Annotated in this window: 26 protein-coding genes and 1 other annotated feature; of the genes, 9 read left to right on the top strand and 17 right to left on the bottom strand. The window is 43.9% G+C overall.

Translation table 11 applies throughout. The features are described from left to right. Nucleotides 1-132 precede the first annotated feature (132 nt). Both MAMMFC1_RS16675 and MAMMFC1_RS16670 read left to right on the top strand, forming a co-directional pair. On the top strand, nt 133-1,044 hold the full coding sequence (locus MAMMFC1_RS16675; protein ID WP_126309622.1) for an acyl-CoA dehydratase activase-related protein: 912 nt from the start codon (nt 133-135) through the stop codon (nt 1,042-1,044). Then, nucleotides 1,041-2,129, top strand: a complete 1,089-nt coding sequence (locus tag MAMMFC1_RS16670) for a hypothetical protein (protein WP_126309621.1) — start codon at nt 1,041-1,043, stop codon at nt 2,127-2,129. Before MAMMFC1_RS16675 ends, MAMMFC1_RS16670 begins: the two co-directional genes overlap by 4 nt. Before the next feature lie 30 nt (nt 2,130-2,159). Here the strand turns inward: MAMMFC1_RS16670 and MAMMFC1_RS16665 are convergent, their stop codons facing one another. Continuing rightward, nucleotides 2,160-3,182, bottom strand: a complete 1,023-nt coding sequence (locus MAMMFC1_RS16665) for an acyl-CoA dehydratase activase (protein WP_126309620.1) — start codon at nt 3,180-3,182, stop codon at nt 2,160-2,162. Between the two features lie 326 nt (nt 3,183-3,508). Between MAMMFC1_RS16665 and MAMMFC1_RS16660 the strand changes: the two genes are divergently transcribed. Together MAMMFC1_RS16660 and hydG are read left to right on the top strand one after the other, a co-directional pair. Continuing rightward, nucleotides 3,509-3,793 carry a TM1266 family iron-only hydrogenase system putative regulator gene (locus tag MAMMFC1_RS16660; RefSeq protein WP_126309619.1) on the top strand — a complete coding sequence of 95 codons (285 nt, stop codon included), beginning with the start codon at nt 3,509-3,511 and terminating at the stop codon, nt 3,791-3,793. After that, a complete protein-coding gene (gene hydG / locus MAMMFC1_RS16655; RefSeq protein WP_126309618.1) occupies nt 3,783-5,216 on the top strand; it encodes a [FeFe] hydrogenase H-cluster radical SAM maturase HydG in 1,434 nt (477 codons plus the stop codon). Before MAMMFC1_RS16660 ends, hydG begins: the two co-directional genes overlap by 11 nt. A 206-nt stretch (nt 5,217-5,422) precedes the next feature. On the opposite strand, the gene MAMMFC1_RS16650 is transcribed toward hydG, so the two are convergent. Further along, on the bottom strand, nt 5,423-6,487 hold the full coding sequence (locus MAMMFC1_RS16650) for a response regulator transcription factor (RefSeq protein ID WP_126309617.1): 1,065 nt from the start codon (nt 6,485-6,487) through the stop codon (nt 5,423-5,425). 175 nt (nt 6,488-6,662) lie between these two features. Here MAMMFC1_RS16650 and MAMMFC1_RS16645 point away from each other — a divergent pair, with 175 nt between their 5' ends. The 3 genes from MAMMFC1_RS16645 to MAMMFC1_RS16635 all read left to right on the top strand — a co-directional run bounded on the left by MAMMFC1_RS16645 (nt 6,663) and on the right by MAMMFC1_RS16635 (nt 11,325). Beyond that, nucleotides 6,663-7,829: a GNAT family N-acyltransferase gene (locus MAMMFC1_RS16645; protein ID WP_126309616.1), complete on the top strand. Its 1,167-nt coding sequence runs from the start codon at nt 6,663-6,665 to the stop codon at nt 7,827-7,829. An 808-nt stretch (nt 7,830-8,637) separates the two neighbouring features. Further along, the gene (locus MAMMFC1_RS21615) at nt 8,638-9,438 is read left to right on the top strand and encodes a sensor histidine kinase (protein WP_232035486.1); all 801 of its coding nucleotides are present in this window, start codon (nt 8,638-8,640) and stop codon (nt 9,436-9,438) included. Between the two features lie 273 nt (nt 9,439-9,711). Next, on the top strand, nt 9,712-11,325 hold the full coding sequence (locus MAMMFC1_RS16635) for an SGNH/GDSL hydrolase family protein (RefSeq protein ID WP_126309614.1): 1,614 nt from the start codon (nt 9,712-9,714) through the stop codon (nt 11,323-11,325). A 139-nt stretch (nt 11,326-11,464) separates the two neighbouring features. Here the strand turns inward: MAMMFC1_RS16635 and MAMMFC1_RS16630 are convergent, their stop codons facing one another. The 14 genes from MAMMFC1_RS16630 to MAMMFC1_RS16565 form a co-directional block, all read right to left on the bottom strand. After that, nucleotides 11,465-12,349 carry a prephenate dehydrogenase gene (locus MAMMFC1_RS16630; protein WP_126309613.1) on the bottom strand — a complete coding sequence of 295 codons (885 nt, stop codon included), beginning with the start codon at nt 12,347-12,349 and terminating at the stop codon, nt 11,465-11,467. Further along, nucleotides 12,346-13,362 (bottom strand): 3-deoxy-7-phosphoheptulonate synthase, encoded by a 1,017-nt coding sequence (gene aroF, locus MAMMFC1_RS16625; protein WP_126309612.1) that lies wholly within the window; start codon nt 13,360-13,362, stop codon nt 12,346-12,348. The genes MAMMFC1_RS16630 and aroF overlap by 4 nt, the downstream gene beginning before the upstream one ends. A gap of 75 nt (nt 13,363-13,437) precedes the next feature. Continuing rightward, nucleotides 13,438-13,700 (bottom strand) — a binding site (T-box leader). Between the two features lie 74 nt (nt 13,701-13,774). Further along, on the bottom strand, nt 13,775-14,014 hold the full coding sequence (locus MAMMFC1_RS16620; RefSeq protein WP_126309611.1) for a TIGR03905 family TSCPD domain-containing protein: 240 nt from the start codon (nt 14,012-14,014) through the stop codon (nt 13,775-13,777). A gap of 128 nt (nt 14,015-14,142) precedes the next feature. Next, nucleotides 14,143-14,814, bottom strand: a complete 672-nt coding sequence (phoU, locus tag MAMMFC1_RS16615) for a phosphate signaling complex protein PhoU (protein WP_158618802.1) — start codon at nt 14,812-14,814, stop codon at nt 14,143-14,145. A gap of 291 nt (nt 14,815-15,105) precedes the next feature. Beyond that, nucleotides 15,106-15,594: a MogA/MoaB family molybdenum cofactor biosynthesis protein gene (locus tag MAMMFC1_RS22470; RefSeq protein WP_126309609.1), complete on the bottom strand. Its 489-nt coding sequence runs from the start codon at nt 15,592-15,594 to the stop codon at nt 15,106-15,108. Continuing rightward, nucleotides 15,587-16,027 carry an MOSC domain-containing protein gene (locus tag MAMMFC1_RS22465; RefSeq protein ID WP_126309608.1) on the bottom strand — a complete coding sequence of 147 codons (441 nt, stop codon included), beginning with the start codon at nt 16,025-16,027 and terminating at the stop codon, nt 15,587-15,589. Before MAMMFC1_RS22465 ends, MAMMFC1_RS22470 begins: the two co-directional genes overlap by 8 nt. A gap of 5 nt (nt 16,028-16,032) precedes the next feature. Next, nucleotides 16,033-16,509: a cyclic pyranopterin monophosphate synthase MoaC gene (moaC, locus tag MAMMFC1_RS16600; protein WP_126309607.1), complete on the bottom strand. Its 477-nt coding sequence runs from the start codon at nt 16,507-16,509 to the stop codon at nt 16,033-16,035. A gap of 45 nt (nt 16,510-16,554) precedes the next feature. Beyond that, nucleotides 16,555-17,544 carry a GTP 3',8-cyclase MoaA gene (moaA, locus tag MAMMFC1_RS16595; protein ID WP_126309606.1) on the bottom strand — a complete coding sequence of 330 codons (990 nt, stop codon included), beginning with the start codon at nt 17,542-17,544 and terminating at the stop codon, nt 16,555-16,557. Nucleotides 17,545-17,688: 144 nt separating this feature from the next. Continuing rightward, nucleotides 17,689-18,144: an N-acetyltransferase gene (locus tag MAMMFC1_RS16590; protein WP_126309605.1), complete on the bottom strand. Its 456-nt coding sequence runs from the start codon at nt 18,142-18,144 to the stop codon at nt 17,689-17,691. A gap of 30 nt (nt 18,145-18,174) precedes the next feature. Then, nucleotides 18,175-18,882 (bottom strand): endonuclease III, encoded by a 708-nt coding sequence (gene nth, locus MAMMFC1_RS16585; protein WP_126309604.1) that lies wholly within the window; start codon nt 18,880-18,882, stop codon nt 18,175-18,177. A gap of 72 nt (nt 18,883-18,954) precedes the next feature. Further along, nucleotides 18,955-20,313 carry a PFL family protein gene (locus tag MAMMFC1_RS16580; RefSeq protein WP_126309603.1) on the bottom strand — a complete coding sequence of 453 codons (1,359 nt, stop codon included), beginning with the start codon at nt 20,311-20,313 and terminating at the stop codon, nt 18,955-18,957. A gap of 51 nt (nt 20,314-20,364) precedes the next feature. Then, a complete protein-coding gene (locus MAMMFC1_RS16575; protein ID WP_126309602.1) occupies nt 20,365-20,634 on the bottom strand; it encodes an ACT domain-containing protein in 270 nt (89 codons plus the stop codon). A 100-nt stretch (nt 20,635-20,734) separates the two neighbouring features. Continuing rightward, nucleotides 20,735-22,027: a uracil permease gene (uraA, locus tag MAMMFC1_RS16570; RefSeq protein ID WP_269471846.1), complete on the bottom strand. Its 1,293-nt coding sequence runs from the start codon at nt 22,025-22,027 to the stop codon at nt 20,735-20,737. A gap of 321 nt (nt 22,028-22,348) precedes the next feature. Then, entirely contained in the window at nt 22,349-23,266 is a 918-nt protein-coding gene (locus MAMMFC1_RS16565; protein ID WP_126309601.1) for an NAD(P)/FAD-dependent oxidoreductase, read from the bottom strand. A 395-nt stretch (nt 23,267-23,661) separates the two neighbouring features. Here MAMMFC1_RS16565 and MAMMFC1_RS16560 point away from each other — a divergent pair, with 395 nt between their 5' ends. Further along, nucleotides 23,662-23,913, top strand: coding sequence for a helix-turn-helix domain-containing protein (locus MAMMFC1_RS16560; RefSeq protein ID WP_126309600.1), 252 nt, complete (start codon nt 23,662-23,664; stop codon nt 23,911-23,913). Between the two features lie 313 nt (nt 23,914-24,226). Further along, nucleotides 24,227-24,511, top strand: coding sequence for a sigma-70 family RNA polymerase sigma factor (locus MAMMFC1_RS16555; RefSeq protein ID WP_126309599.1), 285 nt, complete (start codon nt 24,227-24,229; stop codon nt 24,509-24,511). Nucleotides 24,512-24,713: 202 nt separating this feature from the next. Here the strand turns inward: MAMMFC1_RS16555 and MAMMFC1_RS16550 are convergent, their stop codons facing one another. Further along, on the bottom strand, nt 24,714-25,547 hold the full coding sequence (locus tag MAMMFC1_RS16550; RefSeq protein ID WP_126309598.1) for a copper amine oxidase N-terminal domain-containing protein: 834 nt from the start codon (nt 25,545-25,547) through the stop codon (nt 24,714-24,716). Between the last annotated feature and the right edge of the window lie 153 nt (nt 25,548-25,700).

Raw genomic sequence — 25,700 nt, 5'->3', positions numbered from 1 at the left:
CATACCGTTTCATGTTGAGTATTTCCAGATTCCAGCGCCTTAATCCCATTCCTATATATTCCATGACGCTAAACTAATAAAATTAACGCCTATGGAGCATGATTATATTATCATTGTAATAAGGGTGATCATATGCCTGTTCAGGTAGGTATTCCCAGAGCTTTACTCTACCACGAGTTTGGAAGCTTTTGGGAAACTTTTTTCGCCAATTCCGGGATTAAATTCAAAACCTCAGCCGCAACCAATAAACAAATACTTAATCGCGGCGTGCAGCAAGCGATTGATGAGTCATGTCTGCCGCTAAAAATCTTTCTAGGACATGTAGAATCGCTTTTGGATACCTGCAGTCATATTTTTGTCCCGCGGATCACCAGCCTCCACCGTGATTTTTTTATGTGTGCCAAGTTTGCAGGCCTGCCTGACATCGTAAAAAATACTTTTAGCCTGCCGGCAGACCGAGTTATTGCTCCTAACATTGATAGCCTGTCATTGACAAGTCAATGGCAAGCCCTGCATTCCGCCTGCCGCCAGATGGAAATTTCCGCTATTAAAGGGTGTTTGGCATATTATTCCGCCAAGCGGAGCTGGGAAAAAAGTCATAGTTCCCAAAAGTCCGACATAACCGGTACAGTCGCTCTCATTGGCCATAGTTATATCCTTAAGGACCCTTTTTTTCGCCAGGATATCTTGAACATACTCAGCGCCAAAAAAGTAAGGATCATTACCCCTGACGACATTCCCAGCCGGGAATTATACCGCTGCGCCCAAGTGTTTCAGCCTGATATTTACTGGCAGTTATCGGCCAAGCTCGCCGGCGCAGCGCGCCTTTTCAGCAGTCAACCGGATATTAACGGACTGATGACGCTATCGAGTTTTGGCTGCGGTCCTGACTCGCTTGTAAACGAATACATTGAGCACAAGGTCTTAAAACCCAGCAACAAACCGTTTATTACGGTTAACATGGATGAGCATACCGGCAGCGCCGGCCTGATCACCAGAATTGAAGCCTTCCTAGACTTGGTGGACTGGAGGTCAAAACGATGACACCAAAGATCACTTACCCGCATATGGGTTATATGAACATCCCCGTATCCAATATGCTGCGGAATCTGGGGATCGAGGTCGTTGAAGCTCCGCCAATCACCAAAAAAACTGTCGAACTGGGAGCTTTGCACTCGCCGGCAGAGGTTTGTCTCCCCTACAAGATTAACATGGGAAATTTTCTTGAAGGACTGGGAGAGGGGGCCAACACTTTGGTTTCATTGTGCGGCGCGGGAAAATGCCGGTTAGGGTTTTATAACACTGTTCAAAAAATAGCGCTGGACGAATATAAACCTCTGCAATTTTATTCGATTAACATTTCCGAAAATATTTTTCCCAATCTGTACCGGTTTCTTCACTCCGTTGCGCCACATACCAGCAAATGGTCAATCATCAGTAATATTATTTCCGCCATAAAATGTTTAAAGGCTCTTGACGAGCTAAACTGCGCAAAAAATTATTTTGGCGCAAGAACTCACCACTCTGACGATATTATTAAAATCTACAACAGTGGTCTCAAAGAATTCAGCAATGTCAGCACCGGACAAGAGATTCACAATAAAAAGGAACTTATCCTCTCAGCCATGGGGGCAATTGCTGACAATTCTGATGTTAATCCGCTTAAAGTCGGTATAATTGGTGAATTTTATGTTCTGTTGGAGCCCTTTGTAAACAACAATATTGAGAACCGTTTAATCAGGCAGGGAGTGGAGGTAAAACGCTTTGTGTATTCCGGCCGCTGGGTGTATGCCAACTCACTGCTTCGGGCCCTTGGTTTGTATAATGAAGAAAAAGACTACCTGGCGCAAGCCCGGCCGTATCTGAATCATCATGTTGGCGGGGACGGCCTTAAGACGGTAGGGAGCGCGTTATGGTGCGCAAAAAATGGCTACGACGGCATCATTCACGTTTATCCCTTTGGCTGCATGCCGGAAGTCGTAGCTCAATATGCCCTTCAGAATCTAGCCCATGATTACGATCTGCCGTTGTTATCGCTAAGTTTGGACGAGCATGCCAGTGACGTAGGTATTGTTACCAGGATAGAAGCTTTTATCGATTGTATGAAACGCCGCCAACACAGGGAATAAAAGCATGAGAGAAAGAAAGCATCCGGCCCGTTACAGGGGCACAGATGCTTTTTCAGCTTTTTCACAACTGACAGCTTTTCCAATACTGTCGCTCCATTTACCGCAACGGTCACCCCATCTTGCAGCCACTTGATCATTGATTCCAATTTCCACTACTTCACACAGGTTCGGGCAGCCGGAACACTCGAAACTGCGCGGAACATAGGAGTAGTCTACCACCGCAAAACCGCGAAAAAGAGTTGTGCCTTCTGCCGACTGTCCGCCTATATGCTCCCTGGCTAAGAGCGCCGCTCCAATGGCGCCCATGACATTATGGTAAGGCGGCACGACGACTTCCAGCCCCAGCACCTCCTCAAAGGCACGTTTCATGCCTTTATTGGCGGCAACTCCCCCCTGAAACAATACCGGACCTTTGATTTGCTTGCCTTTGCCGATATTATTGATATAATTGCGAGCCAACGCCTGACACAGGCCGTTTAATATATCGCTGGTCTGATGCCCGGTTTGCTGTTTATGGATCATATCGGATTCAGCAAATACTGCGCATCTGCCCGCTACCCGCAGGGGCGTCATCGACTCCAAAGCCATTTCACCGAATTTTTCAATGGGAATATTTAAACGGGCTGCCTGCTGATCCAAAAAAGATCCGGTGCCGGCTGCGCAAACAGTGTTCATGGCAAAGTCAGTAACAATTCCATTACGGATAATGATGATTTTTGAGTCTTGCCCCCCGATTTCTATTACCGTTTGAACTTCAGGCACAATATGCATGGCGGCTACAGCGTGAGCCGTTATTTCATTTTTCACAGTGTCGGCGCCAACAACTATGCCTGCCAGATGCCTGCCGCTGCCGGTCGTGCCTACTCCGCCGACACTTAAGCCCGGATTTTGCTCTTTGATTTTCTTCAGCCCCTGCTGGATGGCGTTAATAGGTTGGCCTTGGGTCCGAATGTAAAGAGTATCCACAACCTTGCCTGTTGGATCAAGGACGGCGATATTTGTACTTACCGAGCCAACATCAATACCCAAATATGCATCAGTTTGCTGCGGCATAAAGAATACCTCCCTAATCTTTATCTCAACCTTAATAGTATGGGCAAAAATATACGTATTTTATTCAGTACTTTATACTCTTATACTTCTCTTTTCCCTGGTAATGGTGTATAATAACACTATTAACTTATAGTCTGCGGTTGTGTGATATTGCCATCATACAGCTAAGGATAAAAATTAAAAAACAATACTAAATTATTCTGCCGGAATCTAAAAGCAAGGGCTGGCGCCTGAGCACAGGATGACTAAGTGCCAAAGGTGAGGACACTAAAGTCTTCTTTGCTATGCGCAAAGAAGACTTATCTGGTTTTTTGGGGGTACAACATATGGTGAACCGACTGGGTGTTGTGGGCATTGTGATTAGCGATCCCAAACAGGTAGTAGAAAAAATAAACGCCATCCTCAGCAGTTATAGCCATATCATTGTTGGCCGTATGGGAATCCCCCGGCCGGAGCAAAAGGTTAGTGTCATCGCGCTCATTATCGAAGGAAGCACGGATGAGATTGGCGCCTTAACAGGTAAACTTGGCAACCTTGCCGGTGTTGTTGTTAAATCAGCCCTTACTGCCAGACAGACGGCGGCCAAGGGGGAAAAAGTAAATGATCAATAATGCTGAGCGAACTTCGGATGCCTTTATCAATGACCCGTTAATCCATGAGTTATTAACTGATGCCGTAACCAAAGCTCAAGATAAGGAACTCGTACGTTCCATTATTGAGAAAGCGCGTCATTATCATGGATTAACTGCGGCTGAGGTGGCCATATTGCTGGAAGTGAGTGATTCTGAACTAAATAAAGAGATGTTTGCCGCTGCCGCCGCAGTGAAACAAGTAATCTACGGGACGCGGGTGGTCTTGTTTGCTCCTCTTTATATATCAAGCTTCTGTGTCAACAATTGTACCTACTGCGGTTACCGGTCCGGCAATGAAGAGCAGCTCCGCCGCCGCCTCACCCGGGATGAAATTAAGGAAGAAGTGGAAATTCTCGAATCCCTCGGTCATAAACGACTTGCCGTGGAAGCAGGCGAAGACCCGGTAAACTGCGATATTGATTACGTTATTGATTCTATCCGCCAAATCTATAGCGTCAATAACGGTAACGGCAGTATCCGCCGGGTTAACGTAAATATTGCCGCAACCACCGTCGAAGAATACGGTAAACTGAAAGAAGCAGGCATTGGCACCTATATTCTGTTCCAAGAAACCTATCACCGGCCAACCTATGCCATCCTTCATCCCACCGGTCCCAAGTCCGATTATAATTGGCATACAACGGCGATGGACAGGGCAATGCAAGCAGGTATTGACGATGTAGGTATCGGCGTGCTGTATGGTCTTTATAACTACAAATACGAAACTGTTGCTACGTTTTTGCACGCCGACCATCTGGAAAAAACATTCGGGGTTGGTCCCCATACCATATCCGTACCCCGTTTGCGCCCCGCCTCCGGTATGGACGTTGAAAAATTCCCTTATTTAGTGAGTGACGACGATTTTAAGAAAATAATTGCAATCATTCGCTTAGCTGTGCCTTACACCGGTATGATCCTGTCAACACGTGAATCTGGCGAACTTAGAGATGAACTCATCCGCTACGGAATATCCCAAATAAGTGCCGGCTCCTGTACCGGCGTCGGCGGCTATCACCAGACTTACAAAGAACCGGGTGGTAACAGTCATAACAACGGTATGCAATTTGAGACAGACGATAACCGCTCTCCTAATGAAATCACCGCCATGTTGTGCAAACAGGGATTCATCCCTTCTTACTGCACCGCCTGCTACCGCCAGGGCCGCACCGGGGACAGATTCATGAAACTGGCGAAAAGCGGTGAAATTCAAAATGTTTGCTTGCCAAATGCCTTATTGACCTTCAAAGAATATCTTATTGATTATGCAGATCCTGCCACCCAAGAAGCCGGTGAAGCCGCAATCGATAAACACCTCGCCTCAATCCCCCAAGAAAACATTCGCGGCGAAACTGTCAAGCGGCTTAAACAAATTGAGAATGGGACCCGTGACCTGTACTTCTAAGATCATAAGAAGACATAAAAATAAAAAACGGCTCGGCAAATACCGAGCCGTTTTTTATTTTGAATCACTTGCACATTATAATACAAACGTAAATATTATTGCCATAAGTAAATAGCTTGGGAATCGCCTGCCTCACCCTAAAAATTTGGAAATAATATAATTTTTAAACAGTCTGCATTTCAAATAGCCATGCAGATTGTTTTCATTTATATGTTATATGTTTTTTCCCTCAATTTTTTAAAATCAAACGGTGTATATCCCGTATAGTCTTTAAATAGGCGGCAAAAGTAGTCCGGACTGCTGTATGCAAGTTTATCGCTTATTTCATAGTTTTTATACTTACCTGTCCCCAAAAGATATTTAGCATGTTCCATTTTTACTTTTGTCACATAATCATTAAAATTGCTGCCCGTTTTCTCTTTAAACAGTTTACTGATATAACCGCCGCTGATATATATTTCTTTAGCAATATCGTCTAATTTGATATCTTCTTCCACATGGGTCATTACATAGGTGCATATTTTTTTCACTACACTGTCCGCGTGGTGCAGTTCATATTTTTTTATAATTTCCAGCATGATTTTGATACAACTTAAAAACTTTCCATTCACTTTCGCCAAAGATTCCGTGTTAATGAAAATACCGTTAAAAGCCGGCTTTTCAAAGGCTTCTAAATAGGGGAAAACCTTATACATTCCATTACTTAAATTTAAGATCATTTTTTCCAGCAGTATACCCGTCTTAACCAGGTTTCCATCTGTCAAATTAAATATTTCCAAACAAATACTTGTTGCCACATCCATGGCTTCACGGCTGCCTGCCAGCACTAAATCAGTGAGCTTTACTTCCTGGCTCTCGGGGTAATAAAATTCCAGGTTATCTTCCTGCAGCCTTTTTTCATTCAAATGCCTCTTAACCCGTTCCAAAGCTTCCATTAAGGCATCATCCCCCACCGGTTTGATCATATAGTCAAATACCCCAAGACGGATGCCTTGCTGCGCATATTCAAAATCATTAAATGTACTGAGCAATATCAAACAAGCATCTAAGTTTTTCGCCTTAATTTCACTTACCAGTCTGAGCCCGTCCATACCAGGCATTCTAATATCGGTAATCACCAAATCAAAGTTTTTTGCCGCTAATTTTATTAAAGCCTCTTTACCGTTCCCAGCTTCATCTTCAACCGTAAACCCGGATAGTTTCCACCCTTGCAATTGCCTAAGCACATACCTTACCGTCTCGTCATCATCAACGATCAATACCTTATACATGCAGATTTCCTCCGGTTTAACTTATTTTTTGTGTTTTAACCAATTCCGGGGTTTTTCAAGTCTAACACTTTTATCATTCAACCGGACAAAATATTTCATATTTCTACAGATATTGTATTATGAACGTAATGGAAAATAACATTTTCCCAATATTATGTAGAGGAGAAGTGATTTTATGGAAAAAATTGCTCCAGTAGTATTCCCGTCCCCAGCTGTGCCCCCAAAGGAAGAAATAATAATCAGTAAGGCAACAACGGACAAGGAAAAAAGAGAAATCTACCGTCTTCGGTATCAAATTTATGCTGAGGAAATAGCCTTTAAACTTGCGGCTGCTGATCATGCCAACAAATTTTTACAGGATGAGTTGGATGAAAAGGCCATGCTCTTCTATGCGAAAGTTGGGTCGAAAATTATCGGCACAGGAAGGATCAATATTGGCAAACTTTCGGATTTTCCTCCCGATTTGGTAGAAACATACCGTATGGATAGATTTAGAAAATTTTATGACAAAAAGGTTGACCCTTATTTTGCAGTGATTTCCAAAGGTATGGTAGTTCCACAATACCGTAGTTCACCAGCATTTTACCTATTAATGGCAGAGGGTTATAAACTATGTTGTGACTACCAAATACAGTTTTCCTTCGTCAATTGCAATTTTCATTTAATTCCACTACACGAGCATTACGGAAGTCGCCGCATCGATAAAAATATCATAGATCCTAACATTGGCCCAATGGCCAGTCTTGTTATGTTGGTAGATGATGTTCAACATCTACAGACAGTTCGCTCTCCTTTCTTCCGTATTGCTCGTAAAAGAACATCATTAAAGCAAGAAGTAGTCAATTGGTTTAATTCGGAATTTGCTTGCGAAATAAGAACAACCGTTAATAGTCAACTCATTGCTGTGGACGAGCTATGGTCTATTATTTGTCATTACCTGGGTGACATGCCACATCACATTATACCTATACTGGAAGAATTATCTATTTTAGAAGCAAAACTGTTTTTACATTGCTGTGGTAGTATTGTTCATTGCCATACAGGTGATTTTATCACAGCAGGCGGTAATGCCAGTCAGGAACTTAATGTATTATTATCAGGAAAGGTAGAAAAAGTAGAATCGTACTCGGCTGAAAGGATATCACTGGGACAACATTTTGGAGAGAGTGGTTTAGTTAAACGAACAATACATTCCTCAAGTTACATAGCTATAGATGATTCAGATATTTTAGTCTTATCGTTTCATTATTTTAGCAATTTCAGAAAACGCCATCCTAATATTGCTCGTAAGATACTCAATAATTTACACAAGCAAAATTATTCATTATATGTAATAGGGTAGAAACTACCCGAAAATAATATCAACAACAAATATGGACTGGCTTAATTATTTTTAGGTTAGTCCTTTTTTTGTTAATTGTTTATTAATGAAATTGCTTCATTTAGCATGAATTTCTTTCCACAAATGCCAACGTTTGTTATAATATAATTCGTTAATATTGTTAATATTAAGGTAATTCTCCTTATATTATAGATAAGTATTTTTATGAAGGAGACATCAACAAATGGATTATTTTCAGCTATCGATATTCGGTGCAATAGTAGGTACGCTTTCAGTAATACTAATGTATGTCTATCTTTATTTTCTTTATCGTGAACGCTTTATGGGTCTGTGGGTTATAAGCTGGATTCTCTTTTTTTCCAGAGTTATTTTTTTTGATCTTAAATTTTTTGACTGGGAACATTCAATATTGGGCACTGTCATCTTTCAAACACTGTATCTTACCTGTCTCATGATATATATTTATGCTCTTTACATATTTATCAATAAACCTTATAAAATTTACTGGTTATACGGCGCTGCGTTGACTGTTATTCTAAGTGTAACGTCATCCTCTATAATTCAATTACCAATAGCTTACAAAATTGCCTTTCCCGCCTGGTTTTCTTGCATTGGGCTCCTATATATTGCCAAAACATTTATAAATATTAAAACACGCGGGGTAGGAAAGTATATTACCGGCGGTTCTTTTTTTCTTTGGTGCCTTTTAACTTTCATAACCCCCTTTTTTCTTTTCAGCAATCATTTTCAGTTACTTAGCTTCATCGGTGGAATATTACGTTTATTCATTGCTTCTGGTACGTTAATGGTGTATTTCGAAAAAACGAGAGCGGATTTAATTACTAAAGAAGAACATTTTGAAAGTCTCCAGCAAGTCAACCGGGAGCTGAACAACTTTTGTCATTCAGTGGCCCATGATCTCAAAGGCCCGTTGCTTTCGATCAACCAGCTTGCCGGCTTTCTTATCCGGGACTACGCAGATAAGCTTGATAGCAATGGGAATAAATTAACCCGGTATATTCAAAATAAATCAGCAGAACTCATTAAAATTACTGATTATTTACTTGAACTGGCCAGAATGTCCCAGAAACAGATGCAAATGGAAGCCATTCAATTGGAACCATTGTTTCGGGAAGTTTACGAAGAATTAATGAGACTTCAGCCGGAAAGGCAGGTGGAGTTTAAGTTGAAGCAGCTTCCTGCTATTCATGGCGACCTGGTAATGATAAAGCTGCTTGTACGCAACATTCTTTCCAATGCACTTAAATTTACCCGGGACCGGGAACCGGCAATTATTGAAGCCGCTATGGAAGAAGCCGGAAACAATTATATTATTTCCGTAAAAGACAACGGCGCCGGTTTTGATATGAAGGATTCTGCCAGGCTTTTTGGCATTTTTGAAAGACTCCATACCAATGAGGAATTTGAAGGACATGGTGTGGGACTTGCAATATGTCAAAAGATATTGCAAAGACACCATGGCAAAGCCTGGCTGACAGGACAGGTTGATAAGGGAGCCACTTTCTCTTTTAGCTTTCCCAAAGATCTATCAACACAGCCTGCCTGGTCTTCGCTTGTTGTACCCGATACGGTAAGCAGTGTTTCATAATTAAGAATAATCAGGCGAGACTTCAAGAATTAATTTCCTTAAATTTTTCTAGTTTTTTAATAGCTAATACCCTTTATGATCACTACCAGTTAAATGAATACTTCTATAATAAATTACTATATCCTTCCTTTGATGCATAAAAAAGACTGCCGCCAATACTTTGCCGACAGTCTGAAACGCGACCCGCAAATACCGAGTCGTTTTTTGTTGGGAATATAATAAAAATATGATAATATTGGATATGTAAAAAACTTATAGAGGGTGTTATTTACTTTGAAACGCCTGCTAATGGCCTTGGTATTACTTGCAGCTTTACTGTATGCGGTTGAGGCGATCGATTGGTTCGGTTTAAATCAATTTAAGCCGTTGCTTACTATAAATACCGTTGCCAACGAGTATATTTTGAGCTGGTCACGCCTACCGTATCCGGTTTACTACGAAGTGGAAGTCTTTAGCGCTCCTCCCAGGGAGGATATAAACGGGACAGGTCAGATTATAACCAAATACAGAACGTTAGACACCCGCCTTGTTATTAAACAAAATTTTCCTTTTCATACCTTTTGGCGGGTCTCAGCGCATAGTCTGTTTCATCATCCTCTCGGGCGCTGCTCCGACACGCTTAAGTTCGAAGATCACACCGGACAAGAACTGCCGACATTTGACAGAATAAAACCAGTGCCCACCATTCATTATCCTTACAATCTCCCGGCATCTTCCCAGCCCATGTTTACCTGGACAGTGGTTCCGGGAGCAGTCTATTATGAATTAGAACTATTAAGCGCATTTCCGGAAAACCCCAATGGAATAAAGCCGTCCAGGCGGCATCAATTAAAGATTACCCGGGAAGTATTTACTAACGGCTATAATGCTGATTTGAGCTGGTACGAAGGAAACCATTTATTCTGGCGAGTAAGAGCTCTCAATAATAAAGGCAACCCCATTGGAGTCTTTTCCGATGCGGCAGAAGTATTTATCGACCATTCCCTGCAAATGCCTCTAAAACCACTGCTAAACCAGCATCAAAGAAAAAACGTCCCGCCGCCGCTTTATCCTGCCTATTCCTGGATACCTGTTCAAGGAGCCGCGCGCCATGAAGTTGAGCTGCTGAGCCAGCCACCGGAAAACCCCAATGGCATTGATCCTTCACGCTACCGGCTATGGAGCGCTGAAGTCGCCGGCGCATTTGATTGTTATGATGAAGAGCCGCGCATTATCCCGGGAAGGTATTACTGGCGAGTCAGGGGAATTGATAATGACGGCAACCCCGTCGGGGTTTATTCCGACATCGCCGAATTTACTGTTGATCTCTCCCGGGGAAATTATGCGGCAACCTTTGGCGACAGCATCACGCATGGGGGAGGCGCCATTTCCTATTCCCCGGCCGATTGCGACTATAGTTACCAAACATATCTCTATTTTCCGGCCGTTAATTTAGGCAAAAGCGGTGATACTTCCGAGACCATGCTAGACCGTTTCGACCGGGATGTATTGCCGTTTAAACCAAAATTCCTGCTAATACTCGGCGGAACGAACAGTCTGCGCGGCGGTACTCCTGCCAGACAGGTGATCGATGAGCTGGCCGCGATTCGCGACAATTGTTTGGTCAACGGCATCAGGCCAATTTTCTTGACTTTGCCCCCGATCAACCCAACTGCCATCCATGAGGTTTTCCAGGAAGAGACAGTTCCCGACTGGCAGAAAGAATTTGCCGCGGTTAATCAATTCATCCGCGCCCAGCAATATTATATTGAGCTGGAACCGTTCTTCACGGATGCCGGCGGCGAACTGCCGGACCATTTTGCCATCGATGGCTTACACCTGGACATTGAGGGAAAAAAATTAATGGCCCAAATTATCAACGCAAACTGGAGCAGGGTTATCCGTTGATGTAACTATTCAGGTACTTGAATAGTTACAGGCGTCAGAATTCAGAATGAGAATCGACTAAGGTATTTGAAGACTGCTTGCGGCATATTCTGAATTCTGAGTACCTGAGTACCTGAATACCTGAATACCTGAATAGTTATCAGATAATCTCCTGTTCACAGACTAACAGTTCGTCCCGCCTTCGTTTGGCTATTTGGAAAAAATTATGAATATACGGCCGGTTGCCGGTGCGAATAGCAGCTATCACTTCTCCTAATATCCTTTGCAGCTTTTCCAGATTGTCATTAATGGCTTCCCCGTTGGTCATGCAAATATCCGCCCACATATCAGGGGAGGATGAAGCGATTCTGGTAGTATCCTTGAATCCTCCGCCAGCCAGTTTAAGGCTGCTTTCGAAGTCAGGAGAATACTCCAGTAAATTCACCATCGCCGCCGCCGCAACATGGGGTACATGGCTGATTATGGCCGTACACCAGTCATGAGTTTCCATATCCATAACCGTTACCTTTGCGCCGATTTGTTTAATCAAGTCCGCTAAGGTTTGAGCTGCTTGCGGCGAAACGGAAGGGTAAGGAGTGATAATAAACCATTTTCCTAAGAATAAATCCTGATCGGCGGCAGTTATACCGTTTTTCTCTTTTCCGGCCATAGGGTGCCCCGGCACGTAGTGCACTTCCGGGGGGATAATTGACAAAATGGTCTCTGTTATCTGACACTTGGTACTGCCGACGTCAGTTAAGATAGCTCCCGGTTTTAAAGCGGGGACTATTTGTTTTATCACCGGTACCATTTGCAGTACCGGAATGCAAAGAAATATGATGTCAGCCTGGATGGCTCCGCTGCCTGCATCGGAAGTCACGTGGTCAGCCGCCCCCTGCTCCAAAGCCAGGCGCAGAGTTTCTTCTTCCCGATCAACACCGGTAAGCCTGACCTGATCGCCTAATGCCTTCTTAATAGCCAGTCCCAATGAACCTCCGATCAGCCCCATGCCGATAATTGTAATGCGGGTTTTGTCTGTATTCATACGGAAATCTTACCCATAAGTGCGGCAACGGCCGTAACTTCCCCCATCAAAGACCGGAAATTTTCCGGTGTTAGGGATTGATTGCCATCTGATAAAGCTTCCATGGGATTGGGGTGAACTTCAATCATAAGTCCGTCAGCCCCGCCGGCAACCGCAGCCCTGGCCATGGGACGCACCAGTTTCCATACGCCGGTGCCATGACTGGGATCGACAATAACCGGTAAATGGCTTAAATTTTTCAAAACCGCCACAGCGCTTAAATCCAGCGTATTGCGCGTATAGTCTTCGAAGGTTCGAATGCCCCGTTCACAGAACATAACGTTGTAGTTCCCTTCATTCATAATGTATTCGGCTGCATTCAGCCATTCATTGATGGTAGCCGCCATGCCGCGCTTCAAAAGTACCGGTTTATCGGCTCTGCCCACAGCTTTCAGCAGTTTGAAATTCTGCATGTTGCGCGCGCCAATTTGAAGTACGTCGGCATAGTCGGCAACCAGCGGCACTGACTGCACGTCAACAACTTCCGTGACAATTTTAAGTCCGGTTTTTTCTCTCGCTGCCGCCAGCATTTCGAGGCCTTTTTCCTCCAAGCCTTGAAACGAGTAGGGAGAAGTTCTGGGTTTGTAAGCACCGCCTCGCAAAAATTGCGCGCCGGCATTTTTTACGACTTCGGCGGATAACATCAGCTGTTCCAGGCTCTCAACCGCACAAGGACCAGCCATTACAGTTAAATTGCCTTCCCCGACTTTTATCCCGCCAATGTCAATTATGGTATCATCATGTTTAAATTCACGACTGGCAAGCTTGTAACTCACCGTTACCGAAACGGCTTTTTCCACACCGGCCATTGCTTCCACCGGCAATTGGGACATAAGTTTCTTTTCCCCAATGACTCCAATAATGGTCCGCATTTTCCCTTCGGATATATGCACCTTGAGTCCTGCTCCCACGACACGCTCGATAACATGATCAATTTCAGCCTGAGTTGCTTCCGGGTTCATTACAATGATCATTTTTTATTCCTCCTTAACACATTTTTACACATTGACTTTTTGGATACTTGAGAAAAATAAAAATCCCGTCCCCCCTACAGGGACGAGATTCAAACTAACTCGCGGTACCACCCTGCCTGCTTTAAGCAAGCCACTCCTTCAGGTACGGGAAAACCTCGCGGATAATTCCGATACCCTAGCCTGTGTTAACGGTGGCAATCCGGCGCGGTCTACACAATAAATGTACTTTCAACCTTGCTGCTTGCGGGTGTATTTCAGTCAGTTTTCCTGCCGGGTCGCACCAACCCCCGGCTCTCTGAAAGTGTCCCTGACTTACTTCTCCCGTTCATCGCATTTGCAATATACTGTTCGCTTTGAATATAACAAATTATAATAATGAAGTCAATAGGTCAATATGTTAGCAATATGTTATTTATTTGTTAGCTTCCAGCGCTCTAGCCAACTGGTCAGGACAGGAAGTACCCTTGTCGCCGCATTGAATTCCTTTCAACCGGCTAATCACTTCCTCCACCGGCCTGCCTTCGGCCAGCCTGCTCACGCCTTGCAAGTTACCGGGACAGCCGGAATGAAATACGATTTTCTGAACAATACCATCTTTCACGCTAAAATCAATTTGCTTGGCACAAACTCCCACCGGTGTAAAGGTCGACAAATTCTCTCATCCTTTCTAAAAACGACTTTGATAACTATTAATGCGTTCCCTATAGTTACAATTATAACATGGGTTTGCGCAAAAAGCCTATGATTTTTCTTATCGTTTTAGTTTCACCGACCTATCCGTTATGCTTTTTTATCTTTCATCCGATAACCGGTAGCAATATAAAACACCCATTCAGCTATGTTAGTCGACCGGTCCGCCACTCTCTCAATATAACGAATGGCAACATGATATTCTACAACTGCCTCTTGCAGATTTGGGTTGGCTACAGCAGCGGCCAACAGGTCTTTTAACAATGTTTTATTAAGCTGGTTTACCGCCGCATCCCGCTCCCGGACCTGGCTTGCCAAGTTCGCATCATTGGTATCATACGCTTTAATTGCATCTGACAGCATTTGGAGGGCTAAATGGCCTAATGCCGCAATCTGGGGTGAAAAGGACTCAACGGCATTTCGTTCCATTTTAGGAAATTTTTTCTGAACGATTTTGGCGATATTGTTTGCATAGTCAGCCACGCGCTCGATCTCGCTGGCAATTTTAATACTGGATATCAAGAAGCGCAAGTCTGTAGCTGCCGGTTGCTGGGTCGCAATAGTTTTTATGCATTGTTCATCTATATCTGTAAACATCACATCAACTTCTTTTTCTAACTGCCGCGATCGAAGGGCCGCATCGGCATTATTAGTCGTAAAGGACTCTACAGCGGACAATACTGCCGCAGTAGTTTTCTCTCCCATGTCCAGGACTAAGCGTTTAATATTGGATAATTCCTGCAAATAATTTGCCCGCACCACGACACATCCCCCTTTAACTATTATAGTATAGCTGACTTTAAGGACATTATTCGGTATAATTATTATAAAACCTGCGGCGTTCGATAATGTTCCCATGTTTTTATCATATGCGGGCCAACGTTCCTGCAGACCATGATATCACAGGAACCTCAGACACTGCGGCCGGTGGCGGCCCCCAAAAAACAACCGGCATTGCTTTAATTTTTTGCAATACCGGTTATTTATTTCGGCTATTCATACTTCTTCTTTTCCTATTGGCAGGCGTCACCACAGCGAATCGCTTAAGGTCAACTACTGCCTGGCACACTCGCCTGCTTCTCCCTTCATGATTGCCAGACCATGTTCCAGAGCCGGCAGAACAACTTCGAGACATTCCTGAACGCCCTTGGGGCTGCCTGGCAAATTAATAATCAAAGTACGGCCGCGTAAACCGGCAACAGCCCGGGAAAGCATCGCCCTTGACGTTTTTTCCAATGATTTTGCCCGCATAACTTCCGGAATTCCAGGTACATGGCGGTCAATCACAGCCAGAGTAGCCTCCGGCGTCACATCTCGCGGCCCTAAACCGGTTCCGCCGGTGGTCAAAATCAAATCAATCATCATTTCATCCGCCATACGGATTATTTCCCGGCTTAGAATGTCTTTGTCGTCCGGTACCACTGTATAATGCTTGACTTCGCCAATACCGGCAAGCATGGAAGCTATTGTCTTACCGCTGATATCTTCCCGTTCACCGCGCGCACCCTTGTCGCTGGCAGTGATGATCCCGATGCTAAACATCCGCCTTCACCTCAATTGTATCTCCGGTTTTAACTGGTCCACCCTTGCGCACGATGGCGAATATTCCCTCCCGCGGCATGACACAATCACCGGCCTGATAATAGATATTGCAACGATTGTGACACTCTTTTCCAATCTGGCTCACTTCCAACAAGCAATCACCGATTGTCATTTTGGTCCCAATCGGCAGGGAAGGAAGCTCCAAACCTTCCGTCGTCAGGTTCTCGGCAAAATCTCCCGGATGAACATCCAGCCCCTTTTGCCGCATTTTCTCTATACTTTCCAAAGCTAAAAGACTCACCTGCCTATGCTGAAATCCGGCATGAGCGTCGCCTTGCAGCCCCTGCTCCGGCAACAAAGTTCCCTGACCCACATTTTGCTTTCTCTCACCTTTATTTTTGCTTGTACATACCGCCACAATTTTACCTTGCATTCGGGTTATCCCTCCCTTACATAATTGCCGCTTTTACCCCCGGATTTGGTTACAAGACGGATATATTCTATCGTCATATCCCTGTCAACTGCTTTACACATGTCGTAAATAGTTAAGGCGGTGGCCGCGACTGCAGTCAGCGCCTCCATTTCCACTCCGGTTTTGCCGGTAGTCTTGACAATGGCGGCAATATCGATGGCGCTGCCGGCGTCATCAATGGTAAATTCAATGTTGACACCGGTTAAGAGCAGCGGATGACACATAGGGATTAAATCCGGAGTCCGTTTGGCACCCATTATTCCTGCAACCTGCGCCACTCCCAGAACATCTCCCTTACCTAACGCACCTTGCTTAACAAGGTCTAAAGTAGCGGGTTTCATGGCAATACGTCCTTTTGCAACTGCTTCCCTTGTAGTGTCATCTTTGACTGTTACGTCAACTATGCGGGCTTTACCGGCATGGTCAAAATGAGTAAGTTCCATGTTGATTCTCCTTTTGGCGGCAGGTTCAAAACGCCCCGTAACACCCTAACCCCCGATTTGTGACATATTACGAAAAAAATCGGGTTGGAAATTTGCTTCGTTTAATGTATGCGAAGCTTGCTTGGCACCGATGGCAAGGTAAAACAAATTAACAATCTCCTCGTCGCCGGCACTGCTGCGCAGTGCTTTTTTTACGTCAATCTCTTTGTTAGACAATAAACAAGGTTTGAATTTTCCATCGGCAGTTAGCCGAATCCTATTGCAAGACTGACAAAAGTGCTCACTTATGGGGGTTATAAAACCGAAGCTTCCCACGGCTTCAGGCAGCGTATAGTATCTGGCAGGTCCATACCCTTTAACATTTTGCACAGCTTTGAGAACACCTTTCCCCCAGGAATTGATCATGCTTTTAATCTTCTCGACACTTGGTCCGGCATGAACCCGGCCATTCCCAATGGGCATATACTCAATAAACCGTACGGCTACAGTATGGTGGTGTACCAAATTAATAAAATAGGCAATATCCGATTCAGTAAAAAATTCGGTCAGTACTACATTAAGTTTAACCGGTGTTAAGCCTATCCTGAGCGATTCTTCCATTCCCTTGAGAGTTTGAGTTACATCCGCACCGCAGGTAATTGCCCGGAATCTTTCCGGATCGACAGTATCCAGGCTAATATTTACCCGGTTTAAACCTGCGGCTTTTAATGAACCGGCCATGTCCGCCAATAAATTACCGTTAGTCGTCATAGATATATCTTTAATGGTTCCAAGAGCGGCTATTTCACTGATAAAGTTCACAATCCCCTTGCGTACGAGCGGTTCGCCGCCGGTCAAACGAATCTTGCTGATTCCCTCTTTACTGAGAACCTTTATGATTCGCAGCATTTCTTCGTAAGTTAACATATCAGTATGTTTTTGCAGTAATACTCCTTCCACCGGCATGCAGTAAGCACAGCGGAAATTACAGCGGTCGGTGACTGAAACACGCAAATAGTCAATTTGTCTATTATAGCAGTCGCGCCTTGCTCCCATTTGCCATCATCCTTTGATTTAGGTACTTGTCCCCTATCGGTAACGCAGTTATTACTCCAAATATTCTTTATATTTCATCAATTCGTCGTCTGACGGATTTAACCTTTTTCGTAATTAGCAAAATAAACAGAAAGAATTCAATGACTAAAATAGTTCTTTGACCATAGCTACCTCATCGCAATTAGGAAATTTAGGACAGTTAATGCACTCCTTCCACATTTTCTGCGGCACAGACTCTTTCGTTACCTCCAGGAAACCAAGTTTTGCAAAAAATCCAGGGTTATAAGTCAACGCAAACAGGGTTTTCACGCCCAGGGTTCGTGCTTCTTCCGTCAGCATATCTACAATTTTTCGCCCTACTCCTTTTTGGGTCATGGAGGGAGCCACAGCCAGAGCCCGGATTTCCCCCAATTCATCCCATACCAGATGTAATGCGGCCAATCCAACTAATTTTCCAGCTTCCTCTGCGATTATAAAATCTCTCAGACTTTCATACAAAGTGTTTCTTGATCTGGCAAGCATAAAACCTTGTTCGGCATAGTCATTAATTAGCTTTTGCATCGCTTCTACATCGCGAAAAGTAGCTTTACGAAAATTCACTTGGCGTCATCCTCCATTCTCTATGCATTATTACCCTCTCTCTTCGCCGTTCTTTCTCTGCGGCCCTCCGTGGCCTCTGTGTCTCTGTGGTGAATGGTTTTCCCTTATGGTTTCAAAGGAAGGGCATAAGCGGGCCAGGGGACATTGGGCACACAAAGGGCGAACTGCTTTACAGATTTTTCGTCCATGCCATATCAGCCAATGATGTGCTTCACTCCATTTGGCTTTCGGGATAACACGCCTCAATTGCTGTTCAACTTCAAAAGGTGTAGTACCTTGAGCCAGCTGTAAACGGTTTGCAACGCGAAAGACATGAGTATCCACTGCTATAGCCGGTACGCCAAACAACTGGCTAAGCAGAACATTGGCTGTTTTTCGCCCCACCCCGGGCAGCTTCACCAACTCGTCAAAACTGGCCGGAACCCGTCCGCCAAACTCCCGGATCAACATTTCACAGGTTGCCATAATATTTTTGGCTTTGCTGCGAAATAAGCCGCAATCGTGAATATATTCTTCCATTTGTCCCGGTTCAAGACTCAGGATTTTTTCCGGTGTATTGTATTGAGGAAACAAGCGGGCAGTTATGATATTAACTCTTGTGTCAGTACATTGAGCTGACAGGATAACGGCAATCAGGAGTTCAAAAGGAGTGGTATATTTGAGGGCCGTGGTAGAGTCTTTATAACATTCCTCCAGAACTGTCAGCATTTGCTGCCTGACAGCTTTACTTAATCTCATGGCGGGCCTCCAGTTTCAGCTGATATAGTTGCCCGGTTGGTATAACAATCTTGTATCTTGTTTGTCTTCAATCTAGTTGGTCAGACTCCGCACCGGCGCCGGAATCCTCCCACCCCGGGCAATAAATTGGTCAGATTTAAAGGGGCTGACAGCCATAATCGGACAGTATCCCAAAAGGCCGCCGAATTCTACGTTGTCGCCGACTGATTTACCCGGCACCGGAATTATCCGCACAGCGGTCGTTTTGTTATTAATCATGCCGATAGCTGCTTCATCAGCTATAATTGCCGAAATTGTCGCCGCCGAAGTATCGCCGGGAATAGCAATCATATCCAATCCGACGGAGCAAACACAAGTCATGGCCTCTAATTTTTCCAACGTAAGGCTGCCTCTTGCCGCGGCTGCGATCATGCCTGCATCTTCGCTGACTGGAATGAACGCTCCGCTAAGGCCGCCAACATGAGAAGAGGCCATAAGGCCGCCTTTCTTTACCGCATCATTTAACATTGCCAGCGCGGCTGTAGTTCCCGGCGCGCCGCAGCTTTCAATCCCCATTTCCTCGAGAATGTAGGCAACGCTGTCACCTACGGCAGGAGTCGGAGCTAGTGACAAGTCGATAATACCGAAAGGATGCCCAAGCCGTCGCGATGCTTCCTGCGCAACTAACTGACCAACCCGGGTAATTTTAAAGGCTGTCCGTTTTATGATTTCAGCAACCGTTCCAAAGTCACAGCCTTTTACATCCTCAAGGGCCCGTTTGACTACCCCGGGGCCGCTTACGCCGACATTAATTGTTGTCTCCGGTTCGCCCACACCATGGAAGGCCCCGGCCATAAACGGGTTGTCTTCCGGTACATTGGCAAACACAACCAGCTTGGCACAGCCTAATGCGTCACGGTCCTTGGTAAGTTCAGCCGTCCGCTTGATCACCTCACCCATTTCCCTGACGCAATCCATGTTAATACCGGCTTTGGTTGAGGCTAGATTAATTGAGGAACAGACACGTTCCGTACGGGCTAGAGCCTCAGGAATGGAGCCTATCAATACTTTATCCCCGTTAGTATAGCCTTTTTCCACTAAGGCCGAAAATCCGCCAATAAAGTTTACACCTACATTTTTGGCAGCGGCGTCCAAAGCTTCGGCTACCTCAACGAAGCTGTCGGTACGACAGCTTTCAGCAGCAATTGCAATTGGCGTTACCGAAATCCGTTTATTAATGATAGGTATGCCATACTCGGTTTCAATATCTTCACCGGTTTGCACCAAACGTTCGGCGACACGGGTAATTTTATCATATATATTGCGGCAAAATATTTTAGTATCGGGATTGCCGCAATCTCTCAGGCTTATGCCCAAGGTTATCGTGCGTATATCCAGCTTGTTTTCCTCAATCATGCGATTGGTTTCAAAGACGTCCTGTATGGTAAACACAAATGCGATTCTCCCTTCTTTTGAACCATCCTCACTGATTGGCAGTATGGCTTAGACCCTATGCATGACCCGGAAAATATCTTCGTGCTGAACCTTAATCTCAAGTCCCATAGCCTCACCTTTTTCCCGTAATGTTTGCCCAAGGTCTTTCAAGCTGATAGCGGCCTGAGACATATCAGCCAGCATCACCATGTTAAAAAAACCTTCCAGTATATTTTGGTTGATATTCAATATGTTTATATTGTTATTGGCTAATATTTGGCTTACTGTAGCAATAATCCCGACTCGGTCCTGTCCGACAATAGTTATCACAACTTTCATCCATCATCACACTCCAGTATTTTTAACGCTAATAAAACTTGTGTACCTGTTATCTAACCCAAGTATAACCAGGTCGAGAATACCCGCTTTAGCGGGCTTCTTAATTATTATCACGGTCGTTGGTAACACCTATTCTAGTGAAAATTTCAAATACAATACTGATGATAATCGCAACAATTGTTCCTAATGCCATTCCCTTGAGTTCGACGGTGCCGAATTTCACTGCGGTGCCGCTAATGCCGCTGATGAGTACCACGGAAGTCAAAATCAGGTTACGAGACTTAGTGTAATCAACCTTCTTTTCAATTAACATTCTGATGCCGGCAGCAGCAATAACGCCAAACAGCAGAATACAAATCCCGCCCATTACCGGAACAGGTATGCTGCGGATCAACGCCGCGAATTTGCCAACAAAAGAGACCAGTATAGCAATTGCCGCAGCACCGCCGATCACCCAGACGCTGAATACTTTTGTAATCGCCATGACGCCAATATTTTCCCCATAGGTTGTGTTAGGAGTGGCGCCAACCAATCCTGACAGCATATTGGAAATACCGTCTCCCAGCAGCGAACGGTGTAAACCCGGTTCCTTGAGTAAATCCTTATCAACGATGTTCCCTGTCACGACTAAATGCCCAATGTGTTCAGCGAGTACAACCAGCATTGCCGGAAAAATCATTAATATGGCGTCGATATTAAGGGTTGGTGCGTACAATGTAGGTACTTCAAACCAGGGAGCCTTAATAATGCCTGTTATATCGACTATCCCCATGAACAAGGATAAAATATAGCCGGCGATAACGCCGATAAGAACCGGAATTGCCGCTAAAAAACCGCGGAACAGCATTGAACCCAAGATTGTTACTCCCAAAGTAAACATCGATACTGTTACAGCAGTAGCGTAAGGTATGTGAAGCTGCTCAACCATCTTGCCCGTCAATCCTGCCATTTCAGTGGCAACAGGGGCTAATTCCAGGCCGATGATGGCGACAATGGCGCCCATGGCCGCCGGCGGAAAAATAATGTCCAGCCAGTCGGTGCCGGCTATCCGGATAATTTGGGATATTACAATAAAAAAAAGTCCAAAGGCAATGAACCCTCCTTGGGCGGCCGAATACCCGCCCAGGCTGGGAATGGCCAGGATGGCGAATACAGGAGAGATAAAAGCAAAACTTGACCCTAAATAGGCAGGTATCCGGCCTCTGCAAACAGTAAGATATATTAACGTGCCTATACCATTCATTAACAAAGAGGTCGCAGGATTTACTTTAAATAAGAACGGGACTAACACGGTCGCGCCAAACATAGCAAATAAATGCTGAAAGCTAAGCGGCAGCGCTTCCATTAGAGCAACTTTTTGCTCAACATCATAACGAATTTTTGTATTGTCCACCTATTAACACGTCCTTTTCAATCTAAATTAATAAATCTTAAGTGTAAGCACCCCCATCCCGATCAAGGTAATGTCAAATGGGCCGGCAGGTCTTCTTATACTGTTTAATAATACCGGTGCATGTCCAACCAAAGTACAATATTCAAAAATACCGGATTCTATGGTGACACTTCACAATCCAGGTAAAAAAACAACAGGCTGGTGCACAAGTAACAAGTATTATCAATGTCATATTTTGGCCCAATTATGCATTATTCGCTTCGTTTATTTAATTACCTGCTTATGCACCAGTTTACATTAACAAAATAGTACTGATTGACATTATCCGCAATGGGGTCGTTTATGCAACAGATATTCATAAGCAACCAGGGCGGCTTTGGCGCCATCGCCGGCGGCAATTACGATTTGTTTGTCCGGGCCGTTCGTCACGTCGCCGGCAGCAAATAGGCCCGGTATTTTAGTCCGTGTGCGGCAATCGGTAACAATCTCCCCACCGTCATTCAATTTGACAACGCCGTCACAATATTCGGAGTTAGGCATCAGTCCGATTTCTACAAAAACCCCTTGTACCGGCAAATCTGTTTCTTCCCTGCTGTCTAAACTTGCAATTATCAGCTTTTCCACTGACTGGGAACCCTGAATACCCTTGGTATCACCCGAAAGTTCAACAATGTTATTGCTCTTTTTTAGTTTTTCGACTACGATGGGATCGGCATTATAATTATTTCTGGCAACAAGATATACTTTGTCGGCAACTTGACTTAATTCGATTGCCGCCTGCAGCGCCGAGTTCCCTCCACCTATGACGGCAACATTTTTGCCTGCAAACAAAGGTCCGTCGCAAGTGGCGCAATAACTGACCCCCCGCCCGGCAAACTCCTCTTCTCCCGGCACTCCCAGCCTTTTAGGGCGCTTGCCTGAGGCAATGATTACCGTTTTGCTATGATATTCCCTTTCGGCGCTCACTACGGTAAAAGTGCCGTCATCCTTCACGATTAGTCTGTTCACTTCTTCATATTTAATTTTTAACGGAAATTGCCGGACCTGCTCCTCGAACTTTGCTATTAGCTCAGGTCCGGTAATAAACTGATAACCCATGTAGTTTTCAATGTCCATTGTCCACATGACCTGGCCGCCGACTTCCTTTGTCACCAATACGGCATTCATACGCTTGCGGGCGGCATAAACAGCAGCCGTCATACCTGCAGGACCTCCGCCAATTATGACCAAATCATACATATATTTTTCAACCTCACATAAGCTCTGATTTCATCCGTCTATACCAACTATATGTGAGAGGTGGTCCTTGGGTCACAATTTTACATCAAATCTTTTTGTATCAATAAAATTAAGAGCAATATTAAGAGCGCATAAAAGTAAGTTAAATTGTTTTTACTCCATGATTCACCGGAAAGTCTCCCGCCTGGGTATAGTTTAGCTTTCTATTTTTCTTTTCTCTGAAAATTAGCTTAAATAATTGTAAAATATGGTTTTGATTCCATTTTTAAGAAGGATTTTTTTACTCTTATTGAACTTTTATTTAGTGATTTTGCAGGGAAGTGTGTATGTCCTTAGTCAGTTCCATATTTTAGGCAATATCTATAGTAACAGTTTTTGTTAAGGATGTGAGAAGATTGAAGCATAAGCCAAAATTAAAGGAACTGATCATTCAAGCCCAAAACGGTAATACCGAAGCTACAGCCCAACTGGTTTTCCGTCTTAGTCCTCTTGTGAGGAAATATAGCCGCCAATTGGGTTACGATGAAGCCTGTTCTGATCTGGTGACATGGATAGTGGAAGCAATTCACCGTTACCAGCCAAGTACCATGGGGAAAAAAGGCAAACTGGAGAGAGGTTTCTCAACCAATCCGGCGGAGGAGAAATAAACAAGAAAGACCTGGAATTCGGCCTTATTCTTTCTCCTATATGCTACATTCTTTAAAACGGCAAGGAGCCTTTGTTTTCAAAGGACCTAGCTTTTTTTTTAAAGCAGTTTTTTGATTTTGGAATAATTTCTTATTTGTGCTGAGCTAAAGAGAAGTACCTCAATAATTACAATTTTTTTAAAATAGGGGGTTATTAAAACGGCCCCCTATTTTCTCTTTATATAGTAGAGGGCGAAATGGACAGAAAGGAGGTGAGCAATGATGATTCCTTATACCTGACACCTATGATAATGACCCTGAAGATGCCCGGATAATGGCTTGGTTTGTAACTGGCCTGTATCACGAAACCATCAGACTGGCAAAGAAATACAAGCGTTTGCGAGAGCATGAGCTACTTATCCTTAACGACTTTCTTAGTCGAAGTACTGAAGGTGAGACGATGGAGATGATTGATGGCGTAGCAGCTACCAATGATATCTCTGTAGAAACAGAGGATTCGGTATTCCTCCAGGAAGCGCTCTCGTTGTTGACGTCGCAGCAGCAAAAAATTATTACGGCAACAATCTTGGAAGAACGACCAGAACACGAGATAATATAATAAGGAAATCAGGAAGCTTGCCTGAGGCAGGCTTCCTGATTTCCTTATTATATTTTGTAAAGTGATTATGCCGTTGGCTCAGAATAGGTAATTGGAGAGTAGAAAAGCAACAAGCGAGTAGACGATTAAATTGTCCTTGAAACTGACGGTTAAAACGACAGCAATATTCGTTTCGGAAAACTGGTCTATCTGAGCAAAGGAGTTAATAATCAGTTTTTGTAAAATTAATGGTGTTCGCCCTGTATTTACCGTTTTCAAAAATATACGTAGCTTGAATTTCCCCAACAAAACTCCCTGGAGACACTTGTGCCGGAATTCTGACTATCAATTTATTATTAATCACTTCATAATGACAAATACTACCAAAAGCTACATTATTGAACCAACTGCAGCTATATTCTTTTTCTTTAATAATCGTTGTTTCTTTACCGCCCGTTATGATTTGTATGACCATGTTGTCGCCATCACTTTGCATCTTAGTATTTATATTCTGTTTAACAATATCAGCCGGACTTTCTACAGCAATCTCTGTAAGCATACCAGGGTTTATTACATGAATGTCTTCTTTATGAACTCCTGTTCCTGTTCCAGTAGTTAAGAGTATAATCAATTCTTTTTCACTATCTTGGTTAATATCAGCGAAAAGAAGTTCGGGAGCATAGGTAGGGTTGGTAACATTTTCCCAAGCAAAATATTTACGTTCCCCTTTAACCTCTAAAATAAAGCCTCTATACATTCCATTTATATTTTGAAAGGGATATAATTTGGCCTCAGCTTCCGCTTGGTTAGAAACAAAATATGGTCTGGTTATATTAACAGCATTGTTTTGCTTATCCCACTTAACATCAGCGCCCAATGCTTTCGCTACCCAGCTGATAGGAACCATCGTATTGCCATTAATGATTTGCGGTGCAGCATCCGGTTTGATTTCTTGGCCGTTAACAATAAGCTTTATTGGACTGTCGGCAAAAACCCCAGTAATGAAGATACTAATCAGAATAATAGAACCGATAATAATTGACCATTTCTTATTCAATTTAAGAACCTCCCCATGTTCAACTATGACTACATATTGAGAAATTCACCAGCAATCTGCCGCAAAACTATTTATTACTTACAATTATACCATTCAATTGAAAAAATGAAGCAATTTTATGGGTAGAAATACAGATTTAGTTTTACCGATAGT

This window comes from Methylomusa anaerophila (assembly GCF_003966895.1).
GTDB lineage: Bacteria > Bacillota > Negativicutes > Sporomusales > Sporomusaceae > Methylomusa > Methylomusa anaerophila.
Note: the sequence above shows the minus strand (reverse complement) of the source record. Positions and strands in the feature narration are given on the sequence as shown.